Annotated in this window: 24 protein-coding genes and 1 pseudogene; 6 read left to right on the forward strand and 19 right to left on the reverse strand. The window is 73.4% G+C overall.

The window, feature by feature from the left end:
* Positions 1-71: 71 nt before the first annotated feature.
* From ACGF15_RS25275 to ACGF15_RS25330, 12 genes and pseudogenes are all read right to left on the reverse strand, one after another.
* A pseudogene (locus ACGF15_RS25275) lies at positions 72-368 on the reverse strand (STAS domain-containing protein); the annotation flags it as partial.
* 76 nt (positions 369-444) lie between these two features.
* Entirely contained in the window at positions 445-1,722 is a 1,278-nt protein-coding gene (locus ACGF15_RS25280) for a thymidine phosphorylase (protein ID WP_392802152.1), read from the reverse strand.
* A gap of 176 nt (positions 1,723-1,898) precedes the next feature.
* Positions 1,899-2,294: a cytidine deaminase gene (locus ACGF15_RS25285; protein ID WP_256527233.1), complete on the reverse strand. Its 396-nt coding sequence runs from the start codon at positions 2,292-2,294 to the stop codon at positions 1,899-1,901.
* Positions 2,291-3,562, reverse strand: a complete 1,272-nt coding sequence (locus ACGF15_RS25290) for an ABC transporter permease (RefSeq protein WP_345616380.1) — start codon at positions 3,560-3,562, stop codon at positions 2,291-2,293. Before ACGF15_RS25290 ends, ACGF15_RS25285 begins: the two co-directional genes overlap by 4 nt.
* Positions 3,559-4,668 carry an ABC transporter permease gene (locus ACGF15_RS25295; RefSeq protein ID WP_345616379.1) on the reverse strand — a complete coding sequence of 370 codons (1,110 nt, stop codon included), beginning with the start codon at positions 4,666-4,668 and terminating at the stop codon, positions 3,559-3,561. Before ACGF15_RS25295 ends, ACGF15_RS25290 begins: the two co-directional genes overlap by 4 nt.
* Positions 4,665-6,227 carry an ABC transporter ATP-binding protein gene (locus tag ACGF15_RS25300; protein ID WP_345616378.1) on the reverse strand — a complete coding sequence of 521 codons (1,563 nt, stop codon included), beginning with the start codon at positions 6,225-6,227 and terminating at the stop codon, positions 4,665-4,667. The genes ACGF15_RS25295 and ACGF15_RS25300 overlap by 4 nt, the downstream gene beginning before the upstream one ends.
* 313 nt (positions 6,228-6,540) lie before the next feature.
* Positions 6,541-7,590 (reverse strand): BMP family ABC transporter substrate-binding protein, encoded by a 1,050-nt coding sequence (locus tag ACGF15_RS25305; protein WP_256527236.1) that lies wholly within the window; start codon positions 7,588-7,590, stop codon positions 6,541-6,543.
* Between the two features lie 265 nt (positions 7,591-7,855).
* Entirely contained in the window at positions 7,856-9,127 is a 1,272-nt protein-coding gene (locus ACGF15_RS25310) for an amidohydrolase (RefSeq protein ID WP_345616402.1), read from the reverse strand.
* 233 nt (positions 9,128-9,360) lie between these two features.
* A complete protein-coding gene (locus ACGF15_RS25315; protein WP_362607924.1) occupies positions 9,361-10,389 on the reverse strand; it encodes a hypothetical protein in 1,029 nt (342 codons plus the stop codon).
* A 78-nt stretch (positions 10,390-10,467) separates the two neighbouring features.
* Positions 10,468-11,391, reverse strand: a complete 924-nt coding sequence (locus tag ACGF15_RS25320) for an N-acetylneuraminate synthase family protein (protein ID WP_256527238.1) — start codon at positions 11,389-11,391, stop codon at positions 10,468-10,470.
* Between the two features lie 105 nt (positions 11,392-11,496).
* Entirely contained in the window at positions 11,497-12,726 is a 1,230-nt protein-coding gene (locus ACGF15_RS25325; protein WP_392802159.1) for a cytidylyltransferase domain-containing protein, read from the reverse strand.
* Between the two features lie 94 nt (positions 12,727-12,820).
* Positions 12,821-14,137, reverse strand: a complete 1,317-nt coding sequence (locus tag ACGF15_RS25330) for a DUF6716 putative glycosyltransferase (protein WP_392802162.1) — start codon at positions 14,135-14,137, stop codon at positions 12,821-12,823.
* Positions 14,138-14,323: 186 nt separating this feature from the next.
* Between ACGF15_RS25330 and ACGF15_RS25335 the strand changes: the two genes are divergently transcribed.
* Positions 14,324-15,313, forward strand: coding sequence for a glycosyltransferase family 2 protein (locus ACGF15_RS25335; RefSeq protein WP_345616374.1), 990 nt, complete (start codon positions 14,324-14,326; stop codon positions 15,311-15,313).
* The gene (locus ACGF15_RS25340) at positions 15,313-16,674 is read left to right on the forward strand and encodes a polysialyltransferase family glycosyltransferase (protein WP_345616373.1); all 1,362 of its coding nucleotides are present in this window, start codon (positions 15,313-15,315) and stop codon (positions 16,672-16,674) included. The genes ACGF15_RS25335 and ACGF15_RS25340 overlap by 1 nt, the downstream gene beginning before the upstream one ends.
* A gap of 98 nt (positions 16,675-16,772) precedes the next feature.
* Here the strand turns inward: ACGF15_RS25340 and leuE are convergent, their stop codons facing one another.
* On the reverse strand, positions 16,773-17,426 hold the full coding sequence (gene leuE / locus ACGF15_RS25345; protein WP_392802167.1) for a leucine efflux protein LeuE: 654 nt from the start codon (positions 17,424-17,426) through the stop codon (positions 16,773-16,775).
* A 215-nt stretch (positions 17,427-17,641) separates the two neighbouring features.
* Between leuE and ACGF15_RS25350 the strand changes: the two genes are divergently transcribed.
* Entirely contained in the window at positions 17,642-18,541 is a 900-nt protein-coding gene (locus ACGF15_RS25350; RefSeq protein ID WP_392802170.1) for a L,D-transpeptidase family protein, read from the forward strand.
* A gap of 284 nt (positions 18,542-18,825) precedes the next feature.
* Here ACGF15_RS25350 and ACGF15_RS25355 read toward each other — a convergent pair whose 3' ends face one another.
* The 4 genes from ACGF15_RS25355 to ACGF15_RS25370 form a co-directional block, all read right to left on the reverse strand.
* Complete coding sequence (locus ACGF15_RS25355) at positions 18,826-19,113, reverse strand: hypothetical protein (protein ID WP_392802173.1); 288 nt, start codon at positions 19,111-19,113, stop codon at positions 18,826-18,828.
* A gap of 139 nt (positions 19,114-19,252) precedes the next feature.
* Positions 19,253-20,320, reverse strand: coding sequence for a hypothetical protein (locus tag ACGF15_RS25360; RefSeq protein WP_392802176.1), 1,068 nt, complete (start codon positions 20,318-20,320; stop codon positions 19,253-19,255).
* On the reverse strand, positions 20,320-21,231 hold the full coding sequence (locus ACGF15_RS25365; RefSeq protein WP_392802179.1) for a sigma-70 family RNA polymerase sigma factor: 912 nt from the start codon (positions 21,229-21,231) through the stop codon (positions 20,320-20,322). Before ACGF15_RS25365 ends, ACGF15_RS25360 begins: the two co-directional genes overlap by 1 nt.
* Positions 21,232-21,731: 500 nt before the next feature.
* A complete protein-coding gene (locus ACGF15_RS25370; protein WP_392802182.1) occupies positions 21,732-23,237 on the reverse strand; it encodes an ATP-binding protein in 1,506 nt (501 codons plus the stop codon).
* Between the two features lie 173 nt (positions 23,238-23,410).
* Here ACGF15_RS25370 and ACGF15_RS25375 point away from each other — a divergent pair, with 173 nt between their 5' ends.
* Positions 23,411-24,061, forward strand: coding sequence for a hypothetical protein (locus ACGF15_RS25375; protein WP_362607938.1), 651 nt, complete (start codon positions 23,411-23,413; stop codon positions 24,059-24,061).
* On the opposite strand, the gene ACGF15_RS25380 is transcribed toward ACGF15_RS25375, so the two are convergent.
* Positions 23,962-24,531 carry an ATP-binding protein gene (locus ACGF15_RS25380; protein ID WP_392802185.1) on the reverse strand — a complete coding sequence of 190 codons (570 nt, stop codon included), beginning with the start codon at positions 24,529-24,531 and terminating at the stop codon, positions 23,962-23,964. The two genes, ACGF15_RS25375 and ACGF15_RS25380, sit on opposite strands and share 100 nt — an antisense overlap.
* Positions 24,528-24,761, reverse strand: coding sequence for a hypothetical protein (locus tag ACGF15_RS25385; RefSeq protein ID WP_392802188.1), 234 nt, complete (start codon positions 24,759-24,761; stop codon positions 24,528-24,530). Before ACGF15_RS25385 ends, ACGF15_RS25380 begins: the two co-directional genes overlap by 4 nt.
* Positions 24,762-24,877: 116 nt before the next feature.
* Between ACGF15_RS25385 and ACGF15_RS25390 the strand changes: the two genes are divergently transcribed.
* Complete coding sequence (locus tag ACGF15_RS25390) at positions 24,878-25,732, forward strand: helix-turn-helix transcriptional regulator (RefSeq protein ID WP_345616461.1); 855 nt, start codon at positions 24,878-24,880, stop codon at positions 25,730-25,732.
* Positions 25,704-25,922: a DUF397 domain-containing protein gene (locus tag ACGF15_RS25395; RefSeq protein ID WP_392802191.1), complete on the forward strand. Its 219-nt coding sequence runs from the start codon at positions 25,704-25,706 to the stop codon at positions 25,920-25,922. Before ACGF15_RS25390 ends, ACGF15_RS25395 begins: the two co-directional genes overlap by 29 nt.
* Positions 25,923-26,047: the final 125 nt, after the last annotated feature.

Here is a 26,047-nt window from a genome sequence, read left to right on the forward strand (position 1 = left end):
GCGGTGGGGCCGGGGGGTGTTCCCTCCTCGTACGTCCGCTCCACGGCGGCCGGGCCGGCCAGGCCGACCAGGTCCAGCAGCCCGAGCAGCTGCGGGGTGCCACCCCGCAGCCGGAGGGCGGTCCCGTGGCGGCGGGCGGTGAGCTGAAGGCGGGCGAGGGCGTCGACGGCGGTCAGATCGGCGCGCGCCAGGCGGCCGACGTCCACCACCGGGCGGGGCCCGCCCTCGCCGGGCCCGGCCCGCAGCGCCTCGGTCAGGGCCTCGCACAGGCGGGGCACGTCGGCGGGGCGGAGCACCCCGGTGATCCGCAGGACGATCGGCTGTACGGCATCCACAGGGGGGTGACCGGCGCGGCGCCCCCGACTCATCGGTGGCACCGCGCACCGGAACGCGGGAAGGGGCCGCCGTTGTCCGGCGGCCCCTTCCCGTGCGGTGGCGCTCCGGTCAGGCGATGCGCTCCAGCACCACCGGGGTGGGCCGGTGGGCCGTGCCCGCGGGTGCCACGTCGTAGGCGGCGGACAGCGCGTCGAGGGCGTAGGTGAACTTCTCGGGCGTGTCGGTGTGCAGGGTCATCAGGGGCTGCCCGGCGGTGACCGCGTCGCCCGGCTTGGCGTGCAGCTCGACACCCGCCCCGGCCTGCACGGGGTCCTCCTTGCGGGCGCGGCCGGCACCGAGGCGCCAGGCGGCGATGCCCACGCCGTAGGCGTCGAGGCGGGTCAGCACGCCGGAGGACGGCGCCGTGACCACGTGCTGCTCGCGGGCGACCGGGAGGGCCGCGTCGGGGTCGCCGCCCTGGGCCGCGATCATGCGGCGCCAGACGTCCATCGCGGAGCCGTCGGCCAGGGCCTTGGCCGGGTCGGCGTCCTTGATCCCCGCGGCGTCGAGCATCTCCCGGGCGAGGGCCAGGGTCAGCTCCACGACGTCCGCGGGGCCGCCGCCCGCCAGCACCTCCACGGACTCGCGGACCTCCAGCGCGTTGCCCGCGGTGAGGCCGAGCGGCGTGGACATGTCGGTCAGCAGGGCCACGGTGCGCACCCCGCTGTCGGTGCCGAGGCCGACCATGGTGGAGGCCAGCTCGCGGGCGTCGTCGAGGTTCTTCATGAACGCCCCGGTGCCGACCTTGACGTCGAGGACGAGCGAGCCGGTGCCCTCGGCGATCTTCTTGGACATGATCGAGGAGGCGATCAGCGGGATGGCCTCGACGGTGCCGGTGACGTCGCGCAGCGCGTAGAGCTTCTTGTCCGCCGGGGCGAGCCCGTCGCCGGCGGCGCAGATGACGGCGCCGGTGGTGTCGAGGACGGAGAGCATCTCCTCGTTGGAGAGCAGGGCCCGCCAGCCGGGGATGGACTCCAGCTTGTCCAGGGTTCCGCCGGTGTGGCCGAGGCCGCGCCCGGACAGCTGCGGGACGGCGGCGCCGCAGGCGGCGACCAGCGGGGCGAGCGGCAGGGTGATCTTGTCGCCGACGCCCCCGGTGGAGTGCTTGTCGGCGGTGGGGCGGGACAGCGAGGAGAAGTCCATCCGCTCGCCGGAGGCGATCATCGCGGCGGTCCAGCGGGCGATCTCCGTGCGATTCATGCCGTTGAGCAGGATGGCCATGGCCAGGGCCGACATCTGCTCGTCGGCGACCTCACCGCGGGTGTAGGCGTCGATGACCCAGTCGATCTGCTCGCCGCTCAGCTCGCCCCGGTCGCGCTTGGTGCGGATGACGGAGATGACGTCCATGGCATGTCCTCCAGAGATGGCTCGGCGCACAGAGTGGCTCTACGCGCATAGAGCAAGAGTAGGGGGCGGCCCTCCCGCCGGAGCGGAAGGGCCGCGGGTCCGGACCGGGCCGGTCCGGGGGTGACGCGGTGCGCGGGGACGAGAGCCGCCCCCGCGCGATGCGGGCGCCGGGCCGCTCAGCCCAGGTGCCCGGGGCCGAAGGCCTGGGGCAGCATCCCCGAGAGCGGCACGATCCCGGCCGGGGTGTCGAGCAGCAGGTCGGGCCCGCCGAACTCGTACAGCAGTTGCCGGCACCGGCCGCAGGGGACCAGGGCCTCGCCCCTGCCGTCCACGCAGACGAAGTGCGTCAGACGGCCGCCGCCGGTGGCGGTCAGCTGCGACACCAGCCCGCACTCCGCGCACAGGCTGAGCCCGTAGGAGGCGTTCTCGACGTTGCAGCCGGTCACCACCCGGCCGTCGTCCACGAGGGCGGCGACCCCGACCGGGAAGCCCGAGTACGGCGCGTACGCGCGCGACATGGCCTCGCGCGCCCGCTGCCGCAGGGCCTCCCAGTCGACGGCCGGCTCGGTCACTTGCCCTGGCCCTTGCGATAGGGCATGCCGTTGGCCTTGGGCATCCGGAGCCGTTGCGCGGAGAGTGCGAGCACCAGCAGGGTGGCCACGTACGGTGCGGCGTCCACGAACTGGCTCGGCAGTTCGTCGGTGAGCGCGTACCAGGTGTACAGCAGCCCGGCCACGACCGCGGAGACCAGCGCGGGCACGTACTTCTTCTTGTAGAGCTGCCAGACCGCGGCGATCACCAGGAGGATCGCGAGCAGCAGGAGCATCGCGTGGACGTTCTCCGCGCCGCCGCGCAGCTTGAGGCTGTCGGTGAAGCCGAAGAGGCCCGCGCCGAGCGCCATGCCGCCGGGCATCCAGTTGCCGAAGATCATCGCGGCGAGACCGATGTAGCCGCGGCCCCCGGTCTGGCCCTCCTGGTAGATACCGGTGGACACGATCGCCAGGAAGGCGCCGCCGAGGCCCGCGAGGCCGCCGGAGACGATCACCGCGATGTACTTGTACTTGTAGACGTTGACGCCCAGCGACTCGGCCGCCACCGGGTTCTCGCCGCAGGAGCGCAGCCGCAGGCCGAAGGAGGTCCGCCACAGGATCCACCAGGTGGCGGGGACCAGCAGGATCGCGACCACGGTCAGCCAGGACAGGTTGGTGACCAGGCCGCCCAGCACACCGGCCAGGTCGGAGACGAAGAACCAGTGCTTGGCCTGGATCTCCCCGAGCCAGTCGGACAGGCCCGGGATGGTGATGCGGTCGATGCGGTCGATGCGCGGGGACTGCTTGGACGACCCGCCCGCGGCCTCGGCGAAGGTGAAGTTGGACAGGTAGCGCGTCAGGCCGGTCGCCAGGATGGTGACGGCCACACCGGAGACGATGTGGTTGACCTTGAAGGTGACCGTGACGATCGCGTGCAGCAGTCCGCCGAGCGCGCCGCCGGCGATGCCCATCAGCACACCCGTCCACGGGCCCCACTGGTAGCCCGCCCAGGCGCCGAACCAGGTGCCGAGGATCATCATGCCCTCGAGGCCGATGTTGATCACGCCCGCGCGCTCGGCCCACAGACCGCCGAGACCGGCGAGGCCGATCGGCACGGCGAGCTGGAGCGCGCCGGAAACCTGGCCCACCGAGGTGAGGTCGTTGGCACCACTGAGGATGCGGACCAGGGAGAACAGCAGCAGACCACCGGCGATGATCAGCAGGATGACCGGCAGGGACAGCTTGCGGCGTCCGCCGCCCTTCGTGGGCGCGGTGCCTGCCATCGAGACCGTGCTCGTGCTCTCGGTCATGCCGCCGCCACCTCCTTGTTCTTGCGGGCCTGGGCGGCGAGTTCCTCGCCGACCTTCTGCTGCTGGCGGCGGAGCCCGTACTGGCGGACGAGCTCGTAGGACACGACGACCGCGATCACGATCAGGCCCTGCATGATCAGGGCGATCTCCTTCGGGTAGCCCGCGAGGTCGAGGCCCTCGGCCGTCTTGTCGAGGAAGGCCACCAGGAGGGACGCGAAGAGGATCCCGACCGGGTTGTTGCGGCCGAGCAGGGCGATGGTGATGCCGACGAAGCCGACCCCGACGGGGAAGCTGAGGCTGTAGGTGTGGGTCTGGCCCAGCAGCATCGGCATGCCCGCCAGACCCGCCACCGCGCCGGAGATCAGCATGGCGGTGAGCACCATGCGCTTGGCGTCGACACCGCTCGCCTGGGCGGCGGACTGGCTGGCGCCGGTGGCGCGCAGGTCGAAGCCGAAGCGGGTGCGGTTGAGGGTGAACCAGTAGACGATGCCGAGGGCGAAGGCGACGAAGGTGAAGCCGTAGATCTCGCCGCCGTCGAGCTGCAGGCCCGGGAACCAGCCGGACTCGGGGATCTCGCCCGTGTTGAGCTGGTTGGAGCCGGGAGGCTGCTGGCCCAGGTTGGCCGGGAGGATCATCCAGGCGATCAGGCTGGTGGCGATGGCGTTGAGCATGATCGTCGAGACGACCTCGCTCACACCGCGGGTGGTCTTCAGGATGCCCGCGATACCGGCCCACATCGCACCCACGAACATCGCGACCAGCACGATGAGCAGGATGTGCAGCGGTCCGGGCAGGTCCACGGCGGCACCGACGACGGCGGCCAGCATGACCGCGAGGCGGTACTGGCCGTCGACACCGATGTTGAACAGGTTCATCCGGAAGCCCACCGCGACCGCGAGTGCGGCGAGGTAGTAGATCCCGGTCTGGTTGATGATCAGGACCTGGATGTCCGTGAACTCCAGCTGCTGGAACATCAGCTCGTAGGGCTCGATGGCGCTGAGGCCGGAGAGCAGCAGCACCACCGAGGTGAGCAGGAAGGCCACGACCAGTGCGAGCACCGGGCCGGCGAGGCCCAGGAGCAGCCGGTCCTTGTCGAACTTCTTCATCGGCCCTCACCGTTCTCGGGCGTCGCGCCGTGCTGCGGCGTCTCGGGGGTTTCCAGGTGTCCGGTGGCGGCGCCGGTCATGGCCGAGCCCAGCTCCTCGGGGGTGATCGTGGCGGGGTCGGCGTCCGCGACCAGGCGGCCGCGGTACATCACCCGCAGGGTGTCGGAGAGCCCGATGAGCTCGTCCAGGTCGGCGGAGATCAGCAGCACCGCGAGGCCCTCGTGGCGGGCCTCCCGGATCTGGTCCCAGATCTGCGCCTGCGCGCCGACGTCCACACCGCGGGTGGGGTGGGCGGCGATCAGCAGCTTGGGCGCGTGGCTCATCTCCCGGCCGACGATCAGCTTCTGCTGGTTGCCGCCGGAGAGGGAGGCCGCGGTGACCTCGATACCGGGCGTGCGGACGTCGTACTCGCGCACGATGCGCTCGGTGTCCTTGCGCGCGGCCTTGGGGTCGAGCATGCCGTGCTTGCTGTTGGGGGCCTCGGTGACGTGGCCGAGGATGCGGTTCTCCCACAGCGGGGACTCCAGCAGGAGGCCGTGGCGGTGGCGGTCCTCGGGGATGTAGCCCATGCCGCCCTCGCGCCGCCTCCGGGTGGGGGCGTGCGAGATGTCGGCGCCGTCGAGGGTGATCACACCGCGGTCCGGGTCGCGCAGGCCCATCAGGGCCTCGATGAGCTCGGTCTGGCCGTTGCCCTCGACACCGGCGATGCCCATGACCTCGCCCTTGTGGATGGTGAAGCCGACGGAGTCGAGGACCTCGCGGACGATGCCGTCCGGGTCGGTCACGGTGAGCGTGAGGCCGTCGACGGTCAGCATGGCCACATCGGTGACCGTGGACTCGCGGGTCTCGGGCGTGGGCAGCTCGCTGCCCACCATGAGCTCCGCGAGCTGCTTGGTGGTGGTCCCGGCCGGGTCGGCGGTGCCGACGGTGGTGCCGCGCCGGATGACGGTGATCTCGTCGGCCACCGACAGCACCTCGCCCAGCTTGTGCGAGATGAAGATGACCGTGAGGCCCTCGGCCTTGAGCTCGCGCAGGTTGGCGAAGAGGGCGTCGACCTCCTGCGGTACGAGCACCGCGGTGGGCTCGTCCAGGATCAGGGTGCGCGCGCCCCGGTAGAGGACCTTGAGGATCTCGACGCGCTGCCGGTCCGCGACGCCGAGGTGCTCGACGAGGACGTCGGGGCGCACGTTGAGGCCGTAGGAGTCGGAGATCTCCATGACCTTCCTGCGCGCGGCGGCGCCGATGCCGTGCAGCTTCTCGCCACCGAGGACGACGTTCTCCAGCACGGTGAGGTTGTCGGCCAGCATGAAGTGCTGGTGGACCATGCCGATGCCGCGTGCGATGGCGTCGGAGGGGCTGGAGAAGGTGACCTGGTCACCGTCGATCGTGATGGTGCCCTCGTCCGGCTTCTGCATGCCGTAGAGGATCTTCATCAGGGTCGACTTGCCGGCACCGTTCTCCCCCACGAGGGCGTGCACGGTGCCCCGGTGGACGGTGATGTCGATGTCGTGGTTGGCGACCACGCCGGGGAAGCGCTTGGTGATACCGCGCAGTTCCACGGCGGCAGCCGGCGGCGTTGACGGACTGGACGCGTTGATGACGCACTCTCCTTGGCGGATGAGGAGCCGGGAGGGCAGGGCGGGAGCCTGCTGGCGGGCAGACGGCAAAGCGGGCTCGGCGGGCAGGGGGCGGGGCGAAGTTATCGCGCCGGAGAGGGTTCTACGCGCGTAGCAATGCCGAATAGCGAAAACCGATGGCCATGGCTCGGTCCGGGATGCGCGGGGGCGGCTGTGCGCCGCCCCCGCACGCCCGGAGCCCGGAGCGGGCCGGTCCTGTGGGACCGGCCCGTCCGTCGAGCGGCCTCGGTGGGGGTTACGGGGCGGTCTTGACCGTGATCCGGCCGGCGATGATGTCGGCCTTGGCCTTGTCCACGGCCTCGATCACGTCGGTCATCTCGGTGAAGGCCGGGTTGGACAGCGACAGCGCGACGCCGTCGTCCTCCAGGCCGTAGCGGATCTCGCCGTTCTGCGGGTCGCCGTCCTGGACCGACTTGATCAGGTTGAACACGGCACCGGAGACGTTCTTGGTGACCGAGGTCAGGATCCGCTCCTTGTAGGCGGCCAGACCCTCCTGCTCGTACTGGTCGGAGTCGACGCCGATGGCCCACTTGCCGGCGTTGGCGGTGGCCTCGATGGCACCGGCGCCGGCGAGACCGGCGGCGGCGTAGATCACGTCGGCACCGGCGTCCAGCTGGCCCTGCGCGGCGGCCTTGCCGAGGTCGGGCTTGGAGAAGCCACCGAAGTCCGGCGGCTGCGTCAGGTACTGGACCTTGACGTTGACGTCCTTGTTGGTGTCCTTGACGCCCTGGACGAAGCCCGCCTCGAACTTCTTGATCAGCGGGGTCTCGACACCGCCGATGAAGCCGACCGTGTCGGACTCGGTCACCTTGGCGGCCGCGACGCCGGCGAGGTAGGAGCCCTGCTCCTCGTTGAAGACGAGGTTGGCGATGTTCGGGCCGGTCTTCGAGGTGTCGTCGATGAGGCCGAAGGTGGTGTCGGGGAACTTCGGGGCGACCTCGGCGATGGCCGGGGCGTAGGCGAAGCCGACGCCGATCACCGGGTTGTTCCCGGCACGGGCGAGCGTGGTGAGGCGCTGGACCTTGTCCGGGTCGCCCTCGCCCTCGCTGGGCTCCGCCTCGGTGCCCTGGACGTCCAGTTCTTCCTCGGCCTCGACGAGGCCGGCGTAGGCGGCGTCGTTGAACGACTGGTCGCCGCGGCCGCCGATGTCGTAGGCGATGGCGGCCTTGCCGCCGTTGTCGTCCGATCCCGAACCGGACGACGAGTCGCTGCCACACGCGGTGACAGACAGTGCGAGAGCCGTGGAGGCGATGCCCACGGTGGCGATCCTGGTGATCCGGCGCACTGGAAGGCTCCTTAAACCTGACCGAAAGCGCCACTTCCGGCGCTGGGTTCGCGGCGATCGTAACGCGCGTAGATGTCAGTTAAAGGCGCGTTCATCAGTCGTTATCGGATCGTCGCGAACCGGCCACGGCCCCCGCGGGGCGGCGGGGCGCCGGTCACCGCCCCGCCACGCTCCGGCGTGTCGCGAGGCGGGCCGGGTCCCGCGGCCCGGCCCGGGCGCCGACCGCCCCCGGTCCCGGGCGCCGGGTCCGGGCCCTGCCGGGCCCCTACGCGCCCCGCAGGCCGTCCAGCAGGGCGGCCGCGGTGAAGAGCTCCACGCCCGCGGTGATGGACTCCTCGTCCACGTCGAAGTCGCCGCGGTGCAGGTCCCGGCGGGTCGTGTCGCCGGGCACCCGGACGCCGAGGCGGGCCATGGCGCCGGGCACGTGCTCCAGGTACCAGGAGAAGTCCTCGCCGCCCAGGCTCTGCTCGGTGTCCTCGATCGCGTACGGTCCGCGCCGGGCGGCGTGGGCGTCGCGCAGCAGCTCGGTCACCACGGGGTCGTTCACCACCGGCGGGACGCCCCGGATGTACTCGATCTGGGACTTCGCCCGGTGCAGCGTGGCGATCTCGTCGATCGCGGCGTGCACCAGGTCCGGGGCCTCCCGCCAGCCGGCGAGGTCCAGGCAGCGGACGGTCCCGGAGAGCTCGGCGTGCTGCGGGATGACGTTGGGGGCGTGCCCGGACTCGATGCGCCCCCAGGTGACGGCCAGCCCGGAGCGGGCGTCCACCCGGCGGGCGAGCAGGGCCGGGACCTCGGTGACGATCTTGGCGGCCGCGGTGACCATGTCGGTGGTCAGATGGGGGCGGGCGGTGTGGCCGCCGGGACCGTCCAGGGTCACCTCCAGCCGGTCGCAGGCCGAGGTGATGGGGCCGGGGCGCAGACCGATGGTCCCGGCGTCCACCTTGGGGTCGCAGTGGACGGCGATGATCTTGCCGACGCCGTCGAGCACCCCGCACTCCACCGCGTCCGCGGCGCCGCCGGGCAGCACCTCCTCGGCGGGCTGGAAGAGCAGCCGGACGGGCTGGGTCAGCAGGCCCTGGCGGTCGAGGTCGGCGAGGACCAGGCCCGCGCCGAGGGCGGCCGTGGTGTGGACGTCGTGGCCGCAGGCGTGCGCCCGGTCGGGGACCGTGGAGCGGTAGGACACGGTCTTGGTGTCCGGGATGGGGAGGGCGTCGATGTCGGCGCGGATCGCGAACAGGGGCCGCCCCTGCGCCTCCGCCGAGCCCGTGCCGATGTCGCACACGAGGCCGGTGCCCAGGGGCAGGACGCGCGGCTCCAGCCCGGCGCGCTCCAGGCGCGCCTTGAGCGCGGCGGTCGTGCGGAACTCCTGGTTGCCGAGCTCGGGGTGCATATGGAGGTCGCGGCGGAACGCGATCAGCTCGGAGCGCAGGGGTTCGGTCAGCCTGCCGGGCAGTGCGGCGTCGCCCGGCCCACGGCCCGCGCGCGGAGCTGCCTCCGCACGGGGTCGTTCGGCTTCTTCGGACTCGCGGGACATCAACTGGTTCACCCAGTGAAGGTTATGCCTTCCGGCCCACCAACTGCCGTGCGATCAACAAAAGATCAGCCTCATAGGGGAAGAAAACCTGCTCCGAGCTGCATGGCCGCCGGACCGGGTGGGTAAACTCACCCGTCCTTCTCGCCATATGGACCTTTCGGGCCCTCGGGGCACCGCTGCGGGGCCTCCCCCCGGTCCGTCCCGCCGCCCGCCGTTTCCCGGCGGTCCGGCCTTCAAGCCGGGGCGGCCAGCCGGTGGACGCCTCGGGCCGTGCCGGTGACGACGGACAGGAAGCCCTGGGCGCGCGGGGAGGCGCTCTCCCTGAGCCATTCGGGGGCGATGTCGCAGACCGCGACGGTGATGCCCGTGCCCGCCAGGGCCAGCGGCAGCGTGTGCACCACGGTCGAGGGGAAGCTGAGCACCGTCTCGCCGATCGGGCCGCGCCGGGCGATCAGCTCCAGCGGCAGGTCGGGGCGGACCACCTCCAGCCCGGTGCGGGCGGTCAGCCGGGCGAGCTTGTCCACGCTCTCCCGGCGGTGGGCGAAGTAGCGGGTGGCGCCGTGGGCCGCGGCGAGGGCGTCCACCGCGGCGAGGTAGCGCTCCAGGTCCACGACCCCCGTCTCGACCAGCGAGGTGCCCACCAGGTCCGCGCCCCGGGTGAGCCGCGGCGGGCCGAAGCGCGAGCGGGTCCACGCGTAGTCGTTGGCGGTGACGGTGATCCCCGGCGGCGCCTCGACCGGCATGGAGGTGAACACCTCGACCGACCGGGCGCCCTCGGGGCTGAGCCTCCGGCGCGCGGCGAAGGTCACGGGGGCGAGCGCCAGCTCGCGCGGCCCGCGCCGCCCGCCGCGGCGGTGCCAGCGCACCAGCCGTTCGCCGCGGGCGGTCTGGGCGACGAACTCCATGGTGGCCGTGCCGTCGTCCACGATCGTCAGGTGGCGCCCGCCCACCAGCGTCAGCAGCAGCTGCACATAGCGGGAGAACGGGTCGCCTATCACGATCCGCTCGGCACCGCGCAGCAGCGGGCCGAGCGCGCGGACCGCCCGGAGCGGGGCCGCGGGACCGCCGCGGGCCTCCTGCCAGACGAGGGCGAACCCCTCGTCACGGGCCAGCTCCGCCGTCCGGCGCAGCTGGCCCCGCGACATGGGGTCGGTGGGCGAGAGCACCACCAGGGTCAGGCCGTCCGCGGGCACTCCCCCGGCATGGGCCCACTCCAGGGTGTTCAGGAGCTGGACCGGACTCTCGACGAAGGCGAGATTCACTGGATGTCACCTCGTGATTCCTGATGCGGCCGGGGAGCGGGCGGGTCGGGCGGGGAGGGCGGCGCGGAGGAGGGGCGGTCAGACCGCGGCCGGCTCACGCTCGCCCTGCTCGGCGACGACGCCCGGGACGCGGCGGAGCTTCTTCATGGGGCCGAGCTCGCTCTCGTAGACCTTCTTGACGCCGTCGCCGAGCGACTCCTCGACCACCCGGATGTCCCGGACCAGGCGGGTGAGGCCCTGCGGCTCCACGGAGGCGGCCTGGTCGGAGCCCCACATGGCGCGGTCCAGGGTGATGTGGCGCTCGACGAAGCAGGCACCGAGGGCGACGGCGGCGAGGGTGGTCTGCAGGCCGGTCTCGTGGCCCGAGTAGCCGATCGGGACGTTCGGGTACTCGGCCTGGAGGGTGTTGACGACCCGCAGGTTGAGCTCCTCGGCCTTCGCCGGGTAGGTGGAGGTGGCGTGGCAGAGCAGGATGTTCTCGCTGCCCAGCACCTCGACGGCGTGGCGGATCTGCTGGGGCGTCGACATGCCGGTGGAGAGGATGACGGTGCGGCCGGTGGCGCGCAGGGCGCGCAGCAGCTCGTCGTCGGTCAGGGAGGCGGAGGCGACCTTGTGGGCGGGGACGTCGAACTTCTCCAGGAAGGCGACGGCCTCGGTGTCCCACGGGGAGGCGAACCAGTCGATGCCCCGCTCGCGGCAGTGCTCGTCGATGGCGCGGTACTCGTCCTCGCCGAACTCGACGCGGTGGCGGTAGTCGATGTAGGTCATCCGGCCCCAGGGGGTGTCGCGCTCGATGTCCCACTGGTCGCGCGGGGTGCAGATCTCCGGGGTCCGCTTCTGGAACTTGACCGCGTCGCAGCCGGCCTCGGCGGCGGCGTCGATCAGCTTGAAGGCGTTCTCCAGGTCGCCGTTGTGGTTGATGCCGATCTCGCCGGTGACGTAGACGGGGTGGCCCGGGCCGGCGGTCTTGGAGCCGAGGGTGCGCAGTCGGTTGGTGCTCATTCGGGTGTTCCTTCGCTGGGTGGGTCGCCCGGAGGGTCCGGGGCGGGGTGTTCGGTCGAGGACGGGAGGTGTCGCGGCGCGGCGGACGGGCCGGGCGGCGACCGGTCAGGAGGCGGTGTGCTCCGGGGCGGGGCGGCCGGCCCCGGTGCCGGTGTCGAGTTCGGGGCCGAGGAGCCAGCCGGCGATCTCCCGGACGGCGCCCTCGCCCCCGGGGGCGGCGGTGACGGCGCGGGCGGCGGCCCGGACGGCTCCGTGGGCGCTCGCGACGGCCACCGGCCAGCCGGCGACGGCGAAGCAGGGCAGGTCGTTGACGTCGTTGCCCGCGTAGAGCACCCGGTCGAGGGCGACGCCCTGCTCCTCGGCCCACTGCTTCAGGGCGGCGTCCTTGCGGTCGATGCCGTGGAGCACGGGGATGCCGAGCTTGCGGGCGCGGGCGGCGACCACCGGGTTCTGCTCGGTGGACAGGATCAGCAGCCGCAGGCCCGCGGCCCGCATCCGGGCGACGCCGAGGCCGTCCCCGCGGTGGACCGCGACGAACTCGCGGCCGTCGGCGTCCACGAGGACCCGGTCGTCGGTCTGGGTGCCGTCGAAGTCCAGGACGACCGCGTCCACCTCGGCGCGGGTGGGCAGCGGGGAGTCGTCGAGCAGCGGGGCGAGGGCGCGGGCCCGGGCGAGCTCGTGCGGGTCGTCGACCTCCAGCACCCGGGCGGGGTCCGTGCGCACCAGGGCGGTGTGCCCGAAGAAGCGGTGCCCGGCGGCGCGGAAGCCCTCGGCGTCCATGGCGTAGGCGGCACCGGTCTCCAGCAGGTCCTGGGGGCGGTCCTGGCGCCGCGGCCGGTGCGCGGGGTCGTGGTTGACGCCGCCCGGGCCCGGTCGCCCGCCGGGGGCGGCCGGGGGCTCCTCCCGCCACAGGAAGCCGTGGAAGGGGGCGACGGTCACGGCGCTGTCGGCGCCCTCCTCCACCACGGCCCGGGCGACGCCCTGGACGTCCTCGGCGGTGACGAAGGGGCTGGTGCACTGGACGAGCAGCACCGCCCGCGCCGGCGTGCCGCTCAGCGCCTCGTGCGCGTCCAGGGCGTGCAGCACCGCGGACTCGCTGGTGGCGGTGTCCCCGGCGATGGCGGCGGGGCGGTGCACCACCTCGGCACCGGCGGCGCGCGCCGCGGCGGCGATGGCGGGGTCGTCGGTGGAGACGGCGACATGGGTGACCAGCGGGGCGTCCAGGCAGGCCCGTACGGCGCGGGCCACCAGGGGCACCCCGGCGACCGGGGCGAGGTTCTTGGCGGGGACGCCCTTGGACCCGCCCCGGGCGGGGATCACGGCGAGGACGGTCATCGGTGCTCCTGGAAGGGACGGGTGCGGGTGCGGGTGCGTCCGCCCGCGGCCGCGGGCCGCGCGGACGCGCGGGAGGCGGGCGCCTGGCGGGGCGTCACAGCTCTCCCATCCGCCGGATCACGGGGGCGACGCGCTGCACGCCGTGGCGGTAGGCGCCGCGGGCGGCACCGCGTAGGGCGCCGCGGACCACCCGGCGCAGCCCGGTCGGGCCGGTGCCCGGGACGGCGGCGGCGACCGGGGTGCCGTCGGGTGCGAGGTGGTGGCGGGCGAGCAGGCCGGGCAGGTAGCCGGGGGCCGTGAGGGGGGTGTAGTAGGGCCGCAGCGGGTCGCGCCGGGGCTGGAGCAGCAGTTCGGCGACGCGGGAGCGGGCCGCGTCGAAGGCGTGCTCGTAGGAGCCGTCGGCGGCGACGCCCTGGCGGGAGAGCCAGTGGGCGTCGGGCAGCGGGCGGTGCCCGCCGTCGAGCATGTCCCAGGAGGCGAGCAGCCCGGACCCGAGGAAGTGGTGGTTGCCGAGCGTCTCGCGCACGCCGAGGTCGGACAGGATCGCGGTGGGGATGCGCCGGTGCAGCGCCTCCAGCGCGGCGGTCGAGGACACGGTGACCAGCAGGTCGGTCCGGTCCAGGACCTCGCCCATGTTGCCGTAGACCAGCTTCAGGTTGGGCGGGAGTCCGCCGGGCAGCCGCTCGGCGAGCCGCTGGTAGGGCAGCTCCTCGACGTGGGTGGTCTGCTCGCCCGGCCGGGAGCGCAGTTTCAGCAGCACCTCGCGCTGCGGGTGGAGCCGGGCGTGCTCGGCGAGGCGCCGCAGCAGGTAGCCGCGGTCGGCCCGGGTGACGGGCACGGAGGGCTGGGCGGCGAAGACCACCGTGTCGCGGTCCTCGCGGGGCCGGTAGGGCTCCCCGCCGAGGAAGGGCAGCGCCGCCTCGGTCACGCAGGAGGGGTCGGCGCCGACCCCCTCGTAGACCGCCGTGAAGCGGTCCGCGTCGTGGCGGGAGTTGGCGAGGACCACGTCCGCGCCGTGGCGCAGCAGCAGACCGTCGGCGAGCTTCTCGTAGACGACGCCGACGTACCCGGTGACCACCACCGGGCGGCGGTCCGCCGCCTGGGCCGCGAGCCCGTGGAGCATCGCCTGCACCCCGCCGCCGACGAGGGCGAGCACGAGGATGTCGTAGCCGCCGTCGCGCATGGTGCGCAGGAACTCGGCGCCGGTGACCTCGTCGAGCCGGTCGGCGTGCGCCCCGACCTCGGCGAGCTGGCGGGCGGTGGGGGTGGCACGCCCGCGCAGCAGGAAGCCGTGCAGGTCCACGGCGGTGCTGGGGGCGATCCGGCGTGCGGTGAGCGCACCCCATTTCCACCGGGTGTCGGAGTCGGCGAGTACGGCGACCCGTACGGCCTCGCGGTTGGGATTGGGCACGTCGAGGACGCTAGGAAGACATCCCGTTCGACGGCCCAACTCAATGGCAACAACGGGTTAACAGAGCACCTACGAAAGGGGATTCGGCCAGGTGGTCCGCCGGATTAAACAGGTCGACGCCCATCGTTCACCTGCCGTCCTCCCGAAGGACAACGCAGATGGCGGGCCGCGGCCTAGCGTCAACGCGTGGTCAAGCTCTCCGTCATCGTGCCGTTCTACAACGTGCAGTCCTTTGCCCCGGACACCCTCAGAAGCCTCCGCACCAATACCCGCGAGGATTTCGAGTTCCTTCTCGTCGACGACTGCTCGACGGACGGGACTTCGGAGATCCTCCGGCAGGCGGAGCGCGAGATCCCCGGGACGGCGGTGATCAGACACGAGCGGAACGGCGGTCTCGCCACCGCGCGGAACACCGGCCTGGACGCCGCGCGCGGCGAGTACCTGGCCTTCCTCGACGGGGACGACTGGCTGGCGCCGGGCCACTTCGCGGGCCTGCTGTCGGCCATGGAGGACCTGGGCTGCGACTTCGTGCGCACGGACCATGTGCAGTGCACGGGGCGGGCCCGCAGTGTGCACCGGGTGCCGGTCGGCCCGCGGGGTGCGGTGCTCCGCCCCCGGGACTGGATCCTGCCGGCCGACCGCTCCACCGGCGTGGACTACCCCTACGCCTGGGCGGGGATGTACCACCGCAGGCTCGTGGACCGGGGTCTGCTGCATTTCACCGACGGGCTGCGCACGGCCGAGGACCGGCCGTGGATCTGGCGTCTGCACCGGCACGCGGAATCCTTCGCGGTGATCGGCCGCCTGGGCATCTTCTACCGCCGGGGCGTCGCCTCCTCGCTCACCCAGATCGGCGATGTGCGGCAACTCGATTTCATCCGCGCATTCGACCAGGTCATCGAGGAGACGGCACGGGACGAGGAGGCGGAAAGGCTTCTTCCGAAGGCCGTACGCACCTACTGCGCGGTCATCTCCCACCATCTGGGTTCCATCGAGAGGTTCGAACCGGCCGTGGCACGCAGACTGAGGACGATGAGCGGCGAGGCGCTGCGCCGGATGCCCGCCGCCGTGCTGAACGAGGCGCTGGACTCGATGGACGCGGAGCGTGCCGCCCGGCTGCGCCGGGTCCGGCGGGCGCGCGTCCGGGCCGGAGCGGTGCAGGGGGAGGCGGCCTGATGGCGACCACGCAGATCTTCTTCGTCTCCTCGCTGTTCGGGGCGGCCACGGTGACCGCCGCGATCGACAGCGGCTGCTTCCCCGACGCCGACCGGCGCCTGCTGCTGGTGAGCAACAACGCGGCGGTGCCGGAGACGACCCCCGCGCCGGACGCGGCACCCGGCTTCGAGAGGCTGCGCGACCGCTTCGACGGGGTGCTCTCCTGGAACGAGGCCGTGTCCCCGTTCCATCCGTCGGCCTGGTCCCCTCGCGCGGACGACGTCCCCCTGTGGGAGCGGCACCTGCGCCGCCTCTGGCGGCTCGGCGACGACCGGATCGACCTGGTGCTGGAGTCCCTGCAGGTCGCACCGGCCCTCTCGGTGGCCCGCCTGTTCCCGGACGCGGCCCTGGACGTGTACGCGGACGGGCTGATGAGCTACGGGCCGACCCGCAACCGGATCGACCCCCTGGTCGGCGAGCGGGTGCGCGGCCTGTTCCATCTCGACCTGGTCCCGGGTCTGCGGCCGCTGCTGCTGGCGGAGTTCGGTGCGGAACCCCGTGTGGTGCCGGCGGGGGCGTTCGCCAAGGTGGTGGACGAACTGTCGGACGCGCTGCCCGACCTGACCGCGGTGGCCGGGGCGCTCGGCGGACGGCCGCCTGAGGAGCCGGGGGACGGCGGCGACGGGCCCGCGGTGGTGCTGGGCCAGTACCTCGCCGCCCTGGGCATCCTGAGCCGCGCGGAGGAGGAGGAGCTGCACGCGCGGATGGTGCGCGCGGTCGCGGGCCTCGGCCACCGCAGGATCGTGTTCAAGGCCCACCCCGCCGCCCCGGCGGCGTGGGGCCACCGGGCGGCCGCGGAGGCGGCCGCGCTGGGCGTGGAACTCACCGTGGTGGACCGCCCGGTACTCGCGGAGGTGCTCTACCGCAGGCTGCGCCCCTCCCTGGTGGCCGGGTGCTTCTCGACCGGGCTGCTCACCGCCGCCTCGCTGCACGGGATCGACGTGGCCCGCTTCGGCACGGGCGCCCTGCTGGAGCGGCTGACGCCCTACCGGAACAGCAACCGGGTGCCGCTGATGCTGGTGGACGCCCTCGTACCCGACCTGGAGGCCGGGGCGAGCGGCCCTGCGGCCGCGGCCGACGAGCGGCTGACCGGGCTGCTGGACGCGGTGGGCTTCGCGATGCAGCCGCAGCTCCGGCACGATCTGCGGCCCTCCGCGGAGCACTTCCTGCGGGGCGCGCCGGAGGCGCAGCGGCTGCGCCTCATCGGCCGCCGGAGGCTGACGGCGCTGGGGCTGCCGGGGGGCCTGCCGGTGCCGCGGCACGCGGTGGTGCGCCGGGCGGTGCGCCGGGCCCGGGGGCTGAAGCGCGCGGTGCTGCGTTAGCGGCGCCGCCCGGCCGGGGCGCCGCGTGGGCACCCCGCGGCGCCGCCCGGCCGCCTGACCCCGTGACCCCGTGACCCCGTGACCCCGGGGCCCCGGGGTCAGGTGCCGCCGAGGGAGAGCTTGACGGCGAACCCCAGGAACAGCGCGCCCGCCGCCGAGGTCGCCCCCGCCGACAGCGCCCTGCGGCGCCGGAAGGCGTTCGCCAGGCGGGTGCCGCTGAGGATCAGCGTCGTCAGGTACAGGAAGCTGCCGAACTGGAGCAGGGCGCCGAGGACCACGAAGGAGACCGCCGGGTAGGCGTAGGACGGGTCCACGAACTGCACGAAGAACGAGACCAGGAAGAGGATGGCCTTCGGGTTGACCAGGCTGATGACCAGCGCCCGGCGGAAGGGGTTCTCTCCCGGCGCGTCCTCCGCCCGCTCCTCGTGGGCGCCCTCGGGCGCCCCGCGGTGCCGCCACAGCATCCGGGCGGTGCGCAGCATCCCGAAGGCCATCCAGGCCAGGTAGGCGGCCCCGGCGTACTTCACGACGGCGAACAGCAGGGGCGTGGTCTGGAGGAGCGAGGCGGCGCCGAGGGCGGCCAGGGTCATCAGCACCGCGTCGCCGGTGAACACCCCGGCGGCGGCCCGGTAGCCCGTGCGGGTGCCCTTGCGGGCCGCGACGGAGAGCACGTACAGCGAGTTCGGTCCCGGCAGCAGAATGATCAGGACGAGGCCGACGAGGTACGTCGGGAGATCGGTGACACCCAGCATGGCCGGAGTGTCGCACACGGGTGCGACCGCGCGCCGCGGTGTTCCACGGCGGGCGCCCACCCGGGACCTCCCCGAGGGGTCCCGTGCCGTGCAGGAGGTCACCAAGCGTGTCGTCGCCGTCGCCCAACCGTTACCTCCATGATGCTCGGAGGGGTGCAACCCGGCCGGGTGCGGATCTGTCTTCTCAGGCACAAGGGACCGACAGGGGGGCGACGATGCTCACGAAGAACCTCGCGATCAGAACGCTGGCGGCGGCGGCCGCGATGACCGTGGCCGCGGTGACGGCCGGCTGCTCTCCGGAGGACGCGCCGGGCGCGGTCTCCGACGGCAAGCCCGCGGCACCGGCGTCGCCGGTGTCGGTGCCCACGTCCGAGGCGCCCGCCCCGCCGTCGGAGTCCCCTGCCGAGGAGCCGTCCCCCTCTCCCTCTCCGACCGCCTCCGAGACCGCCTCTCCCTCGCCCTCCGCGCCCTCGCCCGCTCCCGCGGTCCTCATGGCGCCGGGCGCGAAGAGCGAGCAGGTGCGGGAGCTCCAGGCGAGGCTGGCCCAGATCGGCTGGTTCGACGACAAGCCGACCGCGCTGTACGGCCCGGTGACCACCGCTGCCGTCAAGGGCTTCCAGGGCAAGCGCGGCCTGCCGGCCACCGGCAGCACCGACGAGACCACCTGGCGGAAGCTGCTGGGGATGACCACCGAGCCGACCCGGGCGGAACTGGACGGCAAGGACGTCGAGAAGGCCGAGGCCAAGCCGGACCCCCGCTGCATGACCGGGCGGGTGATGTGCATCAGCAAGACCACGCGCACGCTGTCGTGGATGGTCGACGGCAAGGTGCTGTCGACCATGGACGTCCGCTTCGGCTCGCAGTACACGCCCACCCGCGAGGGCGAGTTCACGGTCGGGTGGAAGTCGCGCGACCACGTCTCGACGCTCTACGACACCCCGATGCCGTACGCGATGTTCTTCAGCGGGGGCCAGGCGGTGCACTACTCCTCGGACTTCGCGGCCCGCGGCTACAACGGCGCCTCGCACGGCTGCGTCAACGTCCGGGACAAGGGCAAGGTCGCGGCGCTCTTCGACCAGGTGAGCACGGGCGACAAGGTCGTCGTGTACTGGTGAGGCCGAGGGCCCGGGCGGTCCTCGGGGCTGCCGAGGAGGCCGGGGAGCAGGGCCGGGGAGTGAGGGCGCGGGCGGGACCGGGGGAACGTGTCCCGCCCGCGCCGTGTGCGCTGAGCCGCAGGTACGGGGGGAACCCCGGCTCTTCGCGCTGCCGATGACCAGTCGGCACTACTTACTGCGCCACCGCGCCGAAAAACGTCACACTCGCGGTGAACCTTTTCACAGAAGCAGCGAACTCGCAGGTCAGCGGCTTGCACTCGGGGCACGGCCAGGTGGGCGGCAGATCAGCGAAGCGGGGGGCGGTCGAGGATCTCGATGAAGGCGATCCGGCCGTGGACGACGTCCAGGTTCAGCATCCCCTGGTCGGGGCGGAGCGGCACACAGCGGTGGCCCTCGCCGTAAGGCCCTCTCCCGGGGCGGCCGGCGGTCCGGATGCGCCGGCAGAAGTCGTCCCCGCAGTCGCAGGCGCCGTGGTACGGCACGTCCCGGACCGCGACGGCGAGCTCCGGCTCCCCCTCGTCCCGGAGCAGCCGGACGAGTTCCGCCACGAGTTCGGGGTACCGCTCACGCACCGGGGGGTACCGCTCCCCCGTTCTGCTGCCCTCGGTCACCTGGTGAGGGCAGGCGTGTCGGGTGGGGGGCGCAACCGGGTTCCGGCGGGGCACGTTCCCCTGCCGGGATGCCTCGGAGCAGTTCCGCCGCCGGGATGCGTCAGAGCAGTTCCGCCGCGCCGTCCGGTACTCCGTGGACGACGGCCGCCCCGGGACGCGGCAGAGCGGGAGTGAGCACGGACGGCGGGACCGGGGAGAAGTCCCGGGCGCCGACGGCCCGGGACACGGGTGGGACGTCGACGGTCCGGGACATGCGCGGGGCACCGCCGCCCTGCCGGGAGCCGCCCTCGCCGCGGGTCCCGGTGGAGGAGGCGTCATCGTCGTCGTGGTCCTCGCCCGGCCCGTCCCGGTCCTCGCCGTCGTCCCCACCGGGACCGAGCAGGCGCTCGCAGAACCGCTCGACGTGGTCGGCGCCGCCGGACAGCGCCTCCAGGCGCGCCCGGCGATCGGCCGGGATGCCGCCGGCCCGGTAGTCCTCGCACGCCTCGACCGCCCTGCTGCGCAGTGCCGCCTCCTTGTCCCCTTCGGGCGTGCGGGACGCCTCCTCGGGCGCCTCGGCGGGCGGCGGGGTCGTGACCACGGGCGCGGGGGCCCCGCCCGTGGCCGGGGCGCCGCTGCCCTCCGGGGCACCGGTCGACGGCCGGGCGGGCGACGGGGCGACGGCGCCGGGCGGGGTGGGCGTCTCCGCTCCGCGGTTCCCGTCGGGGGTCCGGGAGGCGAGGATCTCGGGGGTCGCCGCGGCGCTGACGGAGGCGGCGGGCAGCGGGGCGTCGTCGTGGAACGGGGTCGGCAGCACACCGGTGCCGGCGGCGACCGCGACGCCGCCGAGCGCGCAGCCCGCGAGCGCGGCGGCCAGCCCGTAGCGCAGGGGACGGCCGAAGCGGCGCCGGGGCGGAGGGGGCGGGGCGGCCACCTCCACGGTGCCGAGCAGGCCGCCCGCGGGGGCGGCGGCGTCCGCCCGGGCCTTGCGGAAGGCGGCCAGGGCGACGGCCTCGCCGGGCAGCTCGCCCTCCTCACCGGCGTACGCCGGTTCCGCGGCGCCGCGCAGCACCGACTGCAGCCGGGCGGCCCGTGCGCGGGCGTGCTGGTCGGTGGCGTCGACGGGGTCTCCGCGGAGCAGACTCTCCGCCGCGTCCCTGTCAAGCCACTCGTCGCGCTCGTCCGGCATCACATGTCCTTCTGCGTCCGCCAGCGCCATTGCGTCACACCGGTGGAAGCGGTGGCTCCGGTGCCGCGGGGGCGTTGCGGAGGAAGTCCGTCCAGATCGCCGACCGCCGGGGTGTCCTGGGGCAGCGTCACCGCCCCACCGCCGACCTGCGGTTTCCTTGCCTCGGCGGGGCCGCTCGCGGGGGGAACGGGGGCGGCCGGGCCCTCCCCCTCGGGCGCGGGCCCGGCGGGGGTGCCCGTACCGGAGGCCCGGTCGGGGACGGCGGCGGCCGGGCCGGGCCCCGGCGCGGCCGGGCGCGGCGCGGGGACAGCCGTGCCCTGCGCCTCCGGCAGGGCGGAGGGCACCTCGGGGCCGGCGGCGGGGCAGTCGCCGATCAGCTCCGCCAGGCGCTTGAGCCCCCGGTGCGCGGCGGTGCGGACGGCTCCGGGGCGCTTGCCCAGCGCCTCCGCCGCGCTCTTGGCGTCCAGCCCCATGACCACCCTCAGCACCACGGCCTCGGCCTGGTCCTGGGGAAGGCGGGCGATCAGGGCCAGGGTGCTGCCGGTGCTGAGCGCCTCCATGGCCTCGGCCGCGGTGTCGCAGTCCGCGGGCCGGCCGGTCAGCTCGGTCTCGTCGCCGCCCACCGCCGGGCGGCGGCCGCGCATGCGGATGTGGTCCAGGGCGCGGTTGCGGGCGATACGGGCGGCCCAGCCCCGGAAGCGGTCGGCGTCCCCGCTGAAGCGGTCGATGTCCCGCGCGATCTGCAACCAGGACTCGGACGCGACGTCCTCGGCGTCGGCCTCGCCGACGAGTGTGCGCACATAGCCGATCAGCCGCGGATGCACGGCGCGGTACACAGCCCGGAACGCGTCCTCGTCCCCGGTCTGTGCCGCGAGCACGGCGGCGGTCAGCTCCGCGTCGTCCCCCAGCACTACCTCAACCTGTCTGAATCGCAGCTGGTCACACTGCGCGCCACCCTGCGCGAACCAGCACGCTACGTCCTATTCCGGGTGTGCGTCCATGCCTAGTACAACGTGCAACAACCTAACAACGGCGCGCGGTGTGACAGAAAACGCACCCACGGCGCTGAGAGGAGTACGGGGCGCCACTGCGGCCCCGTCCGATCGACGACCGGGGCCTCTCCTGTGGGGGGTGGCGGCCCCGGTCGTCTTTCATGATCACGACGCAGAGTGTCCACAAGCATCCGCCCCGGCACCTGCCACCCGCGCATTCCGTAATCCATTCGATACCCGGAAATACCGGAAAACGGATTCCCGCACTGAACCACCGGTCAGTTGTGCGGGGCCGGGCGGCGGACGCCCGGCACCGGGCGCCTGCCCGAGCGTGCGGCCGGCGTGCCGGGGCAGGACGGACGAGAGCGACGCCCTGCGACTGCTCGCGATCGGCACGGAAGGCCGGGCGCTCGCCCGTGTCAGCCGCCGTAGAGGGCGGGCAGATCCACCAGGAGGAGGTCGTCCCGGCGGTGGGCCAGGTCCACGAGGTCGGGAAAGAAGCCGTGCAGCGAGTACAGGGCCAGGGTGGTGCCGGTCGTGTCGTACCCCTGGTCCGCGAGCAGGGCGCGGATGCGCTCCAGGCGCTCCAGGTCTCCCGTCCCCCGGCGGGCTGCGGTCGCCTTGGCCTCGCCCAGCAGCGCGATCCTTGCGCGGGGGGCGTGCGGGCGCTCCCCCGCGGCCAGGGCGATGACGTCGACCTCGTGCTTCGTGCGGGCCGCCCGGTCGGCGACCTCCGTGGTGCCGACCGGGCCGGGCAGTCCACCGGGGAGCAGGGTGTGGGCGTAGCGGCGGGTGAAGTCGCGGGCCAGGTCCTCGAAGTGCGGTCCGAGGATCTTCGAGTTGAAGGTCGGGGCGGCCTGCCGCCACACCTGCTCCGCGAAGCCCTGCTCGACGGCGGCCGCCTGAGGAAGGGTGATGAGCTGGTTGAAGCGAATCACGGGGTCGGCGAGGGTGATGACGGGATGCCGGGCGCGCAGGACGTCCTGTTCCCGACGGACGTAGCCGGTGGATTCCAGCACTCCCAGTGGGTGCGCGACGGCGTTCCGCGGTCGTTCCAGGGCCGCGCCGATCCTGCTGGGGGTGGTGGCGCCCTGCGCGATGGCCGTCAGGATGTCGTAGTACAGCGTGTGCTGCGTGATCCTGGGGTCCTCGCGCAGCAGGTACTCCGTCTCGGTCCGCGAGTACACGGCCCGGCCCGGGTCGAGCAGCGTCCGGGTGAGCCAGGCGCCGAAGCCCTCGTCCGGGTGCGGGCGCGCGGCCACGGGCCGGTAGCCGGGGGCCCCGCCCAGGACGGCGTGCACCTGCAGCGCGATGAGCGGGTCGGCGATCTGCCAGAACTCCCGGCTCTGCCGGTAGTCGAAGGAACCGAGACGCAGATCCACCACCGCACGCCCGCGCAGCGGCTTCGTCCCCGAGAGCAGTTCGTGCATCACGCTCATCGCGGAGCCGCACAGGATCAGCCGCGGCCCCGGGCCGGCACCCGTCCGGGAGCCCCGCTGGCGCTCGTCGTACAGCTGCTGGAGCAGTCCCGGGATCTCGGGCGAGTGCTGGAGCAGGTACGGCAGCTCGTCGATGACCAGGAGCGGCCGGGGGGACCGGGCGGTCACGTCGAGGGCGTTGGACAGGACGTCCCGCCAGTCGGTCAGGCGCAGGCTCCCCGGCCTCAGGCCGGCGTGGGCGGCGACCGCGTCGCTGAACCGCCGGATCGCGGGCAGCCGCCCCTCCTCCCGGACCGCCGTCACGTACAGGCCGCCGACCTGTTCCGACAGCGCCTGAAGGAGGTACGACTTCCCGTACCTCCGCCGCCCGGACACGATGCCGAGCCGCATCTCCGGGTCCGGGTCGGTGAGGAACCCGGCGAGCAGGTCCCATTCCCGGTCCCGGTCGACCACGTCGTCCGGCTTGACCGGCAGCTCCTCCGCCATTCGCCCTCCTCGACCCGACTGCGACCAATGTGTCGAAGTCTACTTCGACACATTGCGTCCAACGGGACTTGGACGCAATGCGTCGCAGTGGATGCATCCACCGCTCCGGCCGATCGAGCCCGAGGGCCGGCTCCCGGCCACCGCTCACCACCGGGGAACTACCATCCGGTGGGATGAGGCGCGAAAGACGAAGCAGCGGCGGCCGGTTCGCGACCGCCGCCCTCGGCACCGCCGCGGCGGCCGTGCTCCTCGGCGGGTGCGGCACGGGCGGCGGGCCGGGCGAGGACGACTGGGCCGAACTGGTGGCCATGGCGCAGCCGCGGCTGACCGATGTCGAGATCGCCTCCGAGGCGGCGGCCGACGGCAACTGGAGAAGGCTCACGGGGACCGCGGTCGTCGCGGAGGACCTGTACGTCGAACTCGACGCCGTCACCGGCGGCGAGGCATGCGGGAGCGGCGTCTCCGCCACCGCCTTCGACGCCGTGCGCGGCCCCATGGGCGGCGGCGGCCAGCGGGTGCTGCGCCGAGGGCCGACCGCCGGTACCCCTGCCGAGTTCGCGGTGGAGATCGTGCCCAAGAAGGCCGCGGTCGGGGACACCGACTCCGACGGTGACGTCTTCGGGGCGGAGGACGTCACCGGCGGGGGGTGGGCGCTGTCGGCCGTGGGCGGCGGCTACCGGGTCGACGGGGTGGCGGATACGTACACCGGGTACCCGGCGTCCTTCTACGGCGGTGCGGAGGCGGTCGAGCGCGCCGTGTTCGTCGGCACGCCCGAGTTCGAGGAGTTGTGCGAGCGCATGCGGCGGGCCCTTCCGGCGGGCTGAGCGGACGGGTCGCCGGCCGATCCGGTCGCCGGCCACTCCACGCGGTGGACGCTCCCGCCGAGGACCAGGGCGTGGGCGGGCCCCTGCCAGGACGCCTCCGGGCCCGCGGGCAGCTCGCACCAGACGGTCTTGTCGCACGGCCCGGTGTCCACGCCCCAGCGCAGGGCGAGGGCGTCGAGCAGCACGAGCCCGCGCCCGCCCTCGGCGTCCCCGGCCACCGCGGACGGCACGGGCAGGGACCTCGGGTCCGGGTCGGTGACCTCCAGCCGCACCCGTCCGTCCGCGTGCAGCACGCGCACCGCGACGGGCACCCCCTCGCCGACGTGCCGGAGCACATTGGTCACCAACTCGACCGCGCAGAGCTGCAGTTCGTGACAGTCCGGGCCCGCCTGGGCGCGCAGCGCGCGGCGCACCCCGGCCAGCGCCTCCGGAGTGGCGAGGAGTGCCATGGTGAGCTGCGGGGGCCTCATACGGCCCCCTTGAGGAGCACGGCGGTCAGCTCCCGGGCGGTGGCGAGGTTGCAGTTGCCGAGGGCGATCGGCGGTCGGACGGGGTGGCGCCCCGCGTAGCGCGGCAGGTCGACGCCGAGCGAGGGAAGCGTGATGCCGAGCGCGGCGAGCGCGGCGCGCAGGGCTGCGGCGCACGCGTCGGGGTCCGCGCCGCCGTGGTCGCGGGGATCGTGCGTGTGGGGGTCGTGCATGCGGGGGCCGCACCTTCCTGTGCATTGCGTGACGAACGCCTCACACAGTGGCGTCGGGGCGGCTACCGTGACAGGGGTTTCGGCACCACTGCGGCAGGTGTGGAGGACAGGCGGCCATGGCCCCACCCAAGGACATCGACGGCTCGGCGAGCGTCCCGGCCTTCTACGGCAAGGAGTTGCGCTTCCGGAGGGAGCAGGCGGGCCTGACCCTCCAGCAGACGGTGGAGGGCAGCTTCTACGGCGCGAGCTATCTGAGCGAGATCGAACGCGCCACCCGCCGGATGCCGGTGGACCTGGCCCGGCACGTGGACCGCCTGCTGAGCACCGACGGCTTCTTCGAGCGGCGCTGCGAGGACGTGCGCAACGCGAGGCGCGGGGGACACGCGCAGTACTTCGAGCGCGTTCTGGAGGCCGAGAAGCACGCGAGGACGATCGAGGAGTGGTGCCCGGCGCTGATTCCGGGGCTGCTGCAGACGGCCGCGTACGCACGGGCGGTGGTACGCGCCACCCACCCACTCGCTCCGGACGAGGAGGTGGAGGGGAAGGTCGGCGCCCGGATCGAGCGGGCGGCCCTGTTCGAGGACGACCACCGGGCACCGCGGTACTGGGTGATCCTCTCGGAGTCGCTGATCCGCCAACCGATCCTGCCGCACCGGGAGATGACCGAGCAGTGGCAGAGCATCGCGGCCCTCGCCCGGCGGCGGAGGATCATTACACAGGTCCTGCCGTGGAACTGCGGAGCACACCCGTTCATGCTGGGAACAGCCATGCTCATGGACTTCGACGACGCGCCTCCGCTCGTCTACACGGAATCCCTGCACAGCGGTGACACCTTGGACGATCCGGCCCTCGTCGCGGAGTACCGCACGTCATACGATCTGCTCAGGGCCGCCGCACTGCCCCCGAAGGCGTCCCTCGCACTGATCGAGGAAGCGGCTGAGGATGACCGAGATGGCGCACGGCACCCATGACCTGAGCACCGCGGTCTGGCGCAAGTCCACCCACAGCAACGGCAGCGGCGGCAACTGCCTGGAGGTCTGCGACGCGCACTCCGGCCTCGTGCCCGTCCGCGATTCGAAGGTGCCGCACGGGCCCGTGCTCGTCGTCGGCGCCCCGGCCTGGGCGTTGTTCGTCGCCATGGTCACGGCCGGGCACGACTGACCCCTCCGGCAGGATTCCTCCGCGACGCCACTAGGGCCTGTCCGGCGGATCTTTGAGTGGTCTGGTGCTCGTGGCCGTGTTGTTGGTCATGGGGCGTGGTGATCTGACGAACGCGGAGTGGTCCC

It is taken from the genome of Streptomyces sp. NPDC048001 (genome assembly GCF_043203115.1).
Lineage (GTDB): Bacteria > Actinomycetota > Actinomycetes > Streptomycetales > Streptomycetaceae > Streptomyces > Streptomyces sanyensis.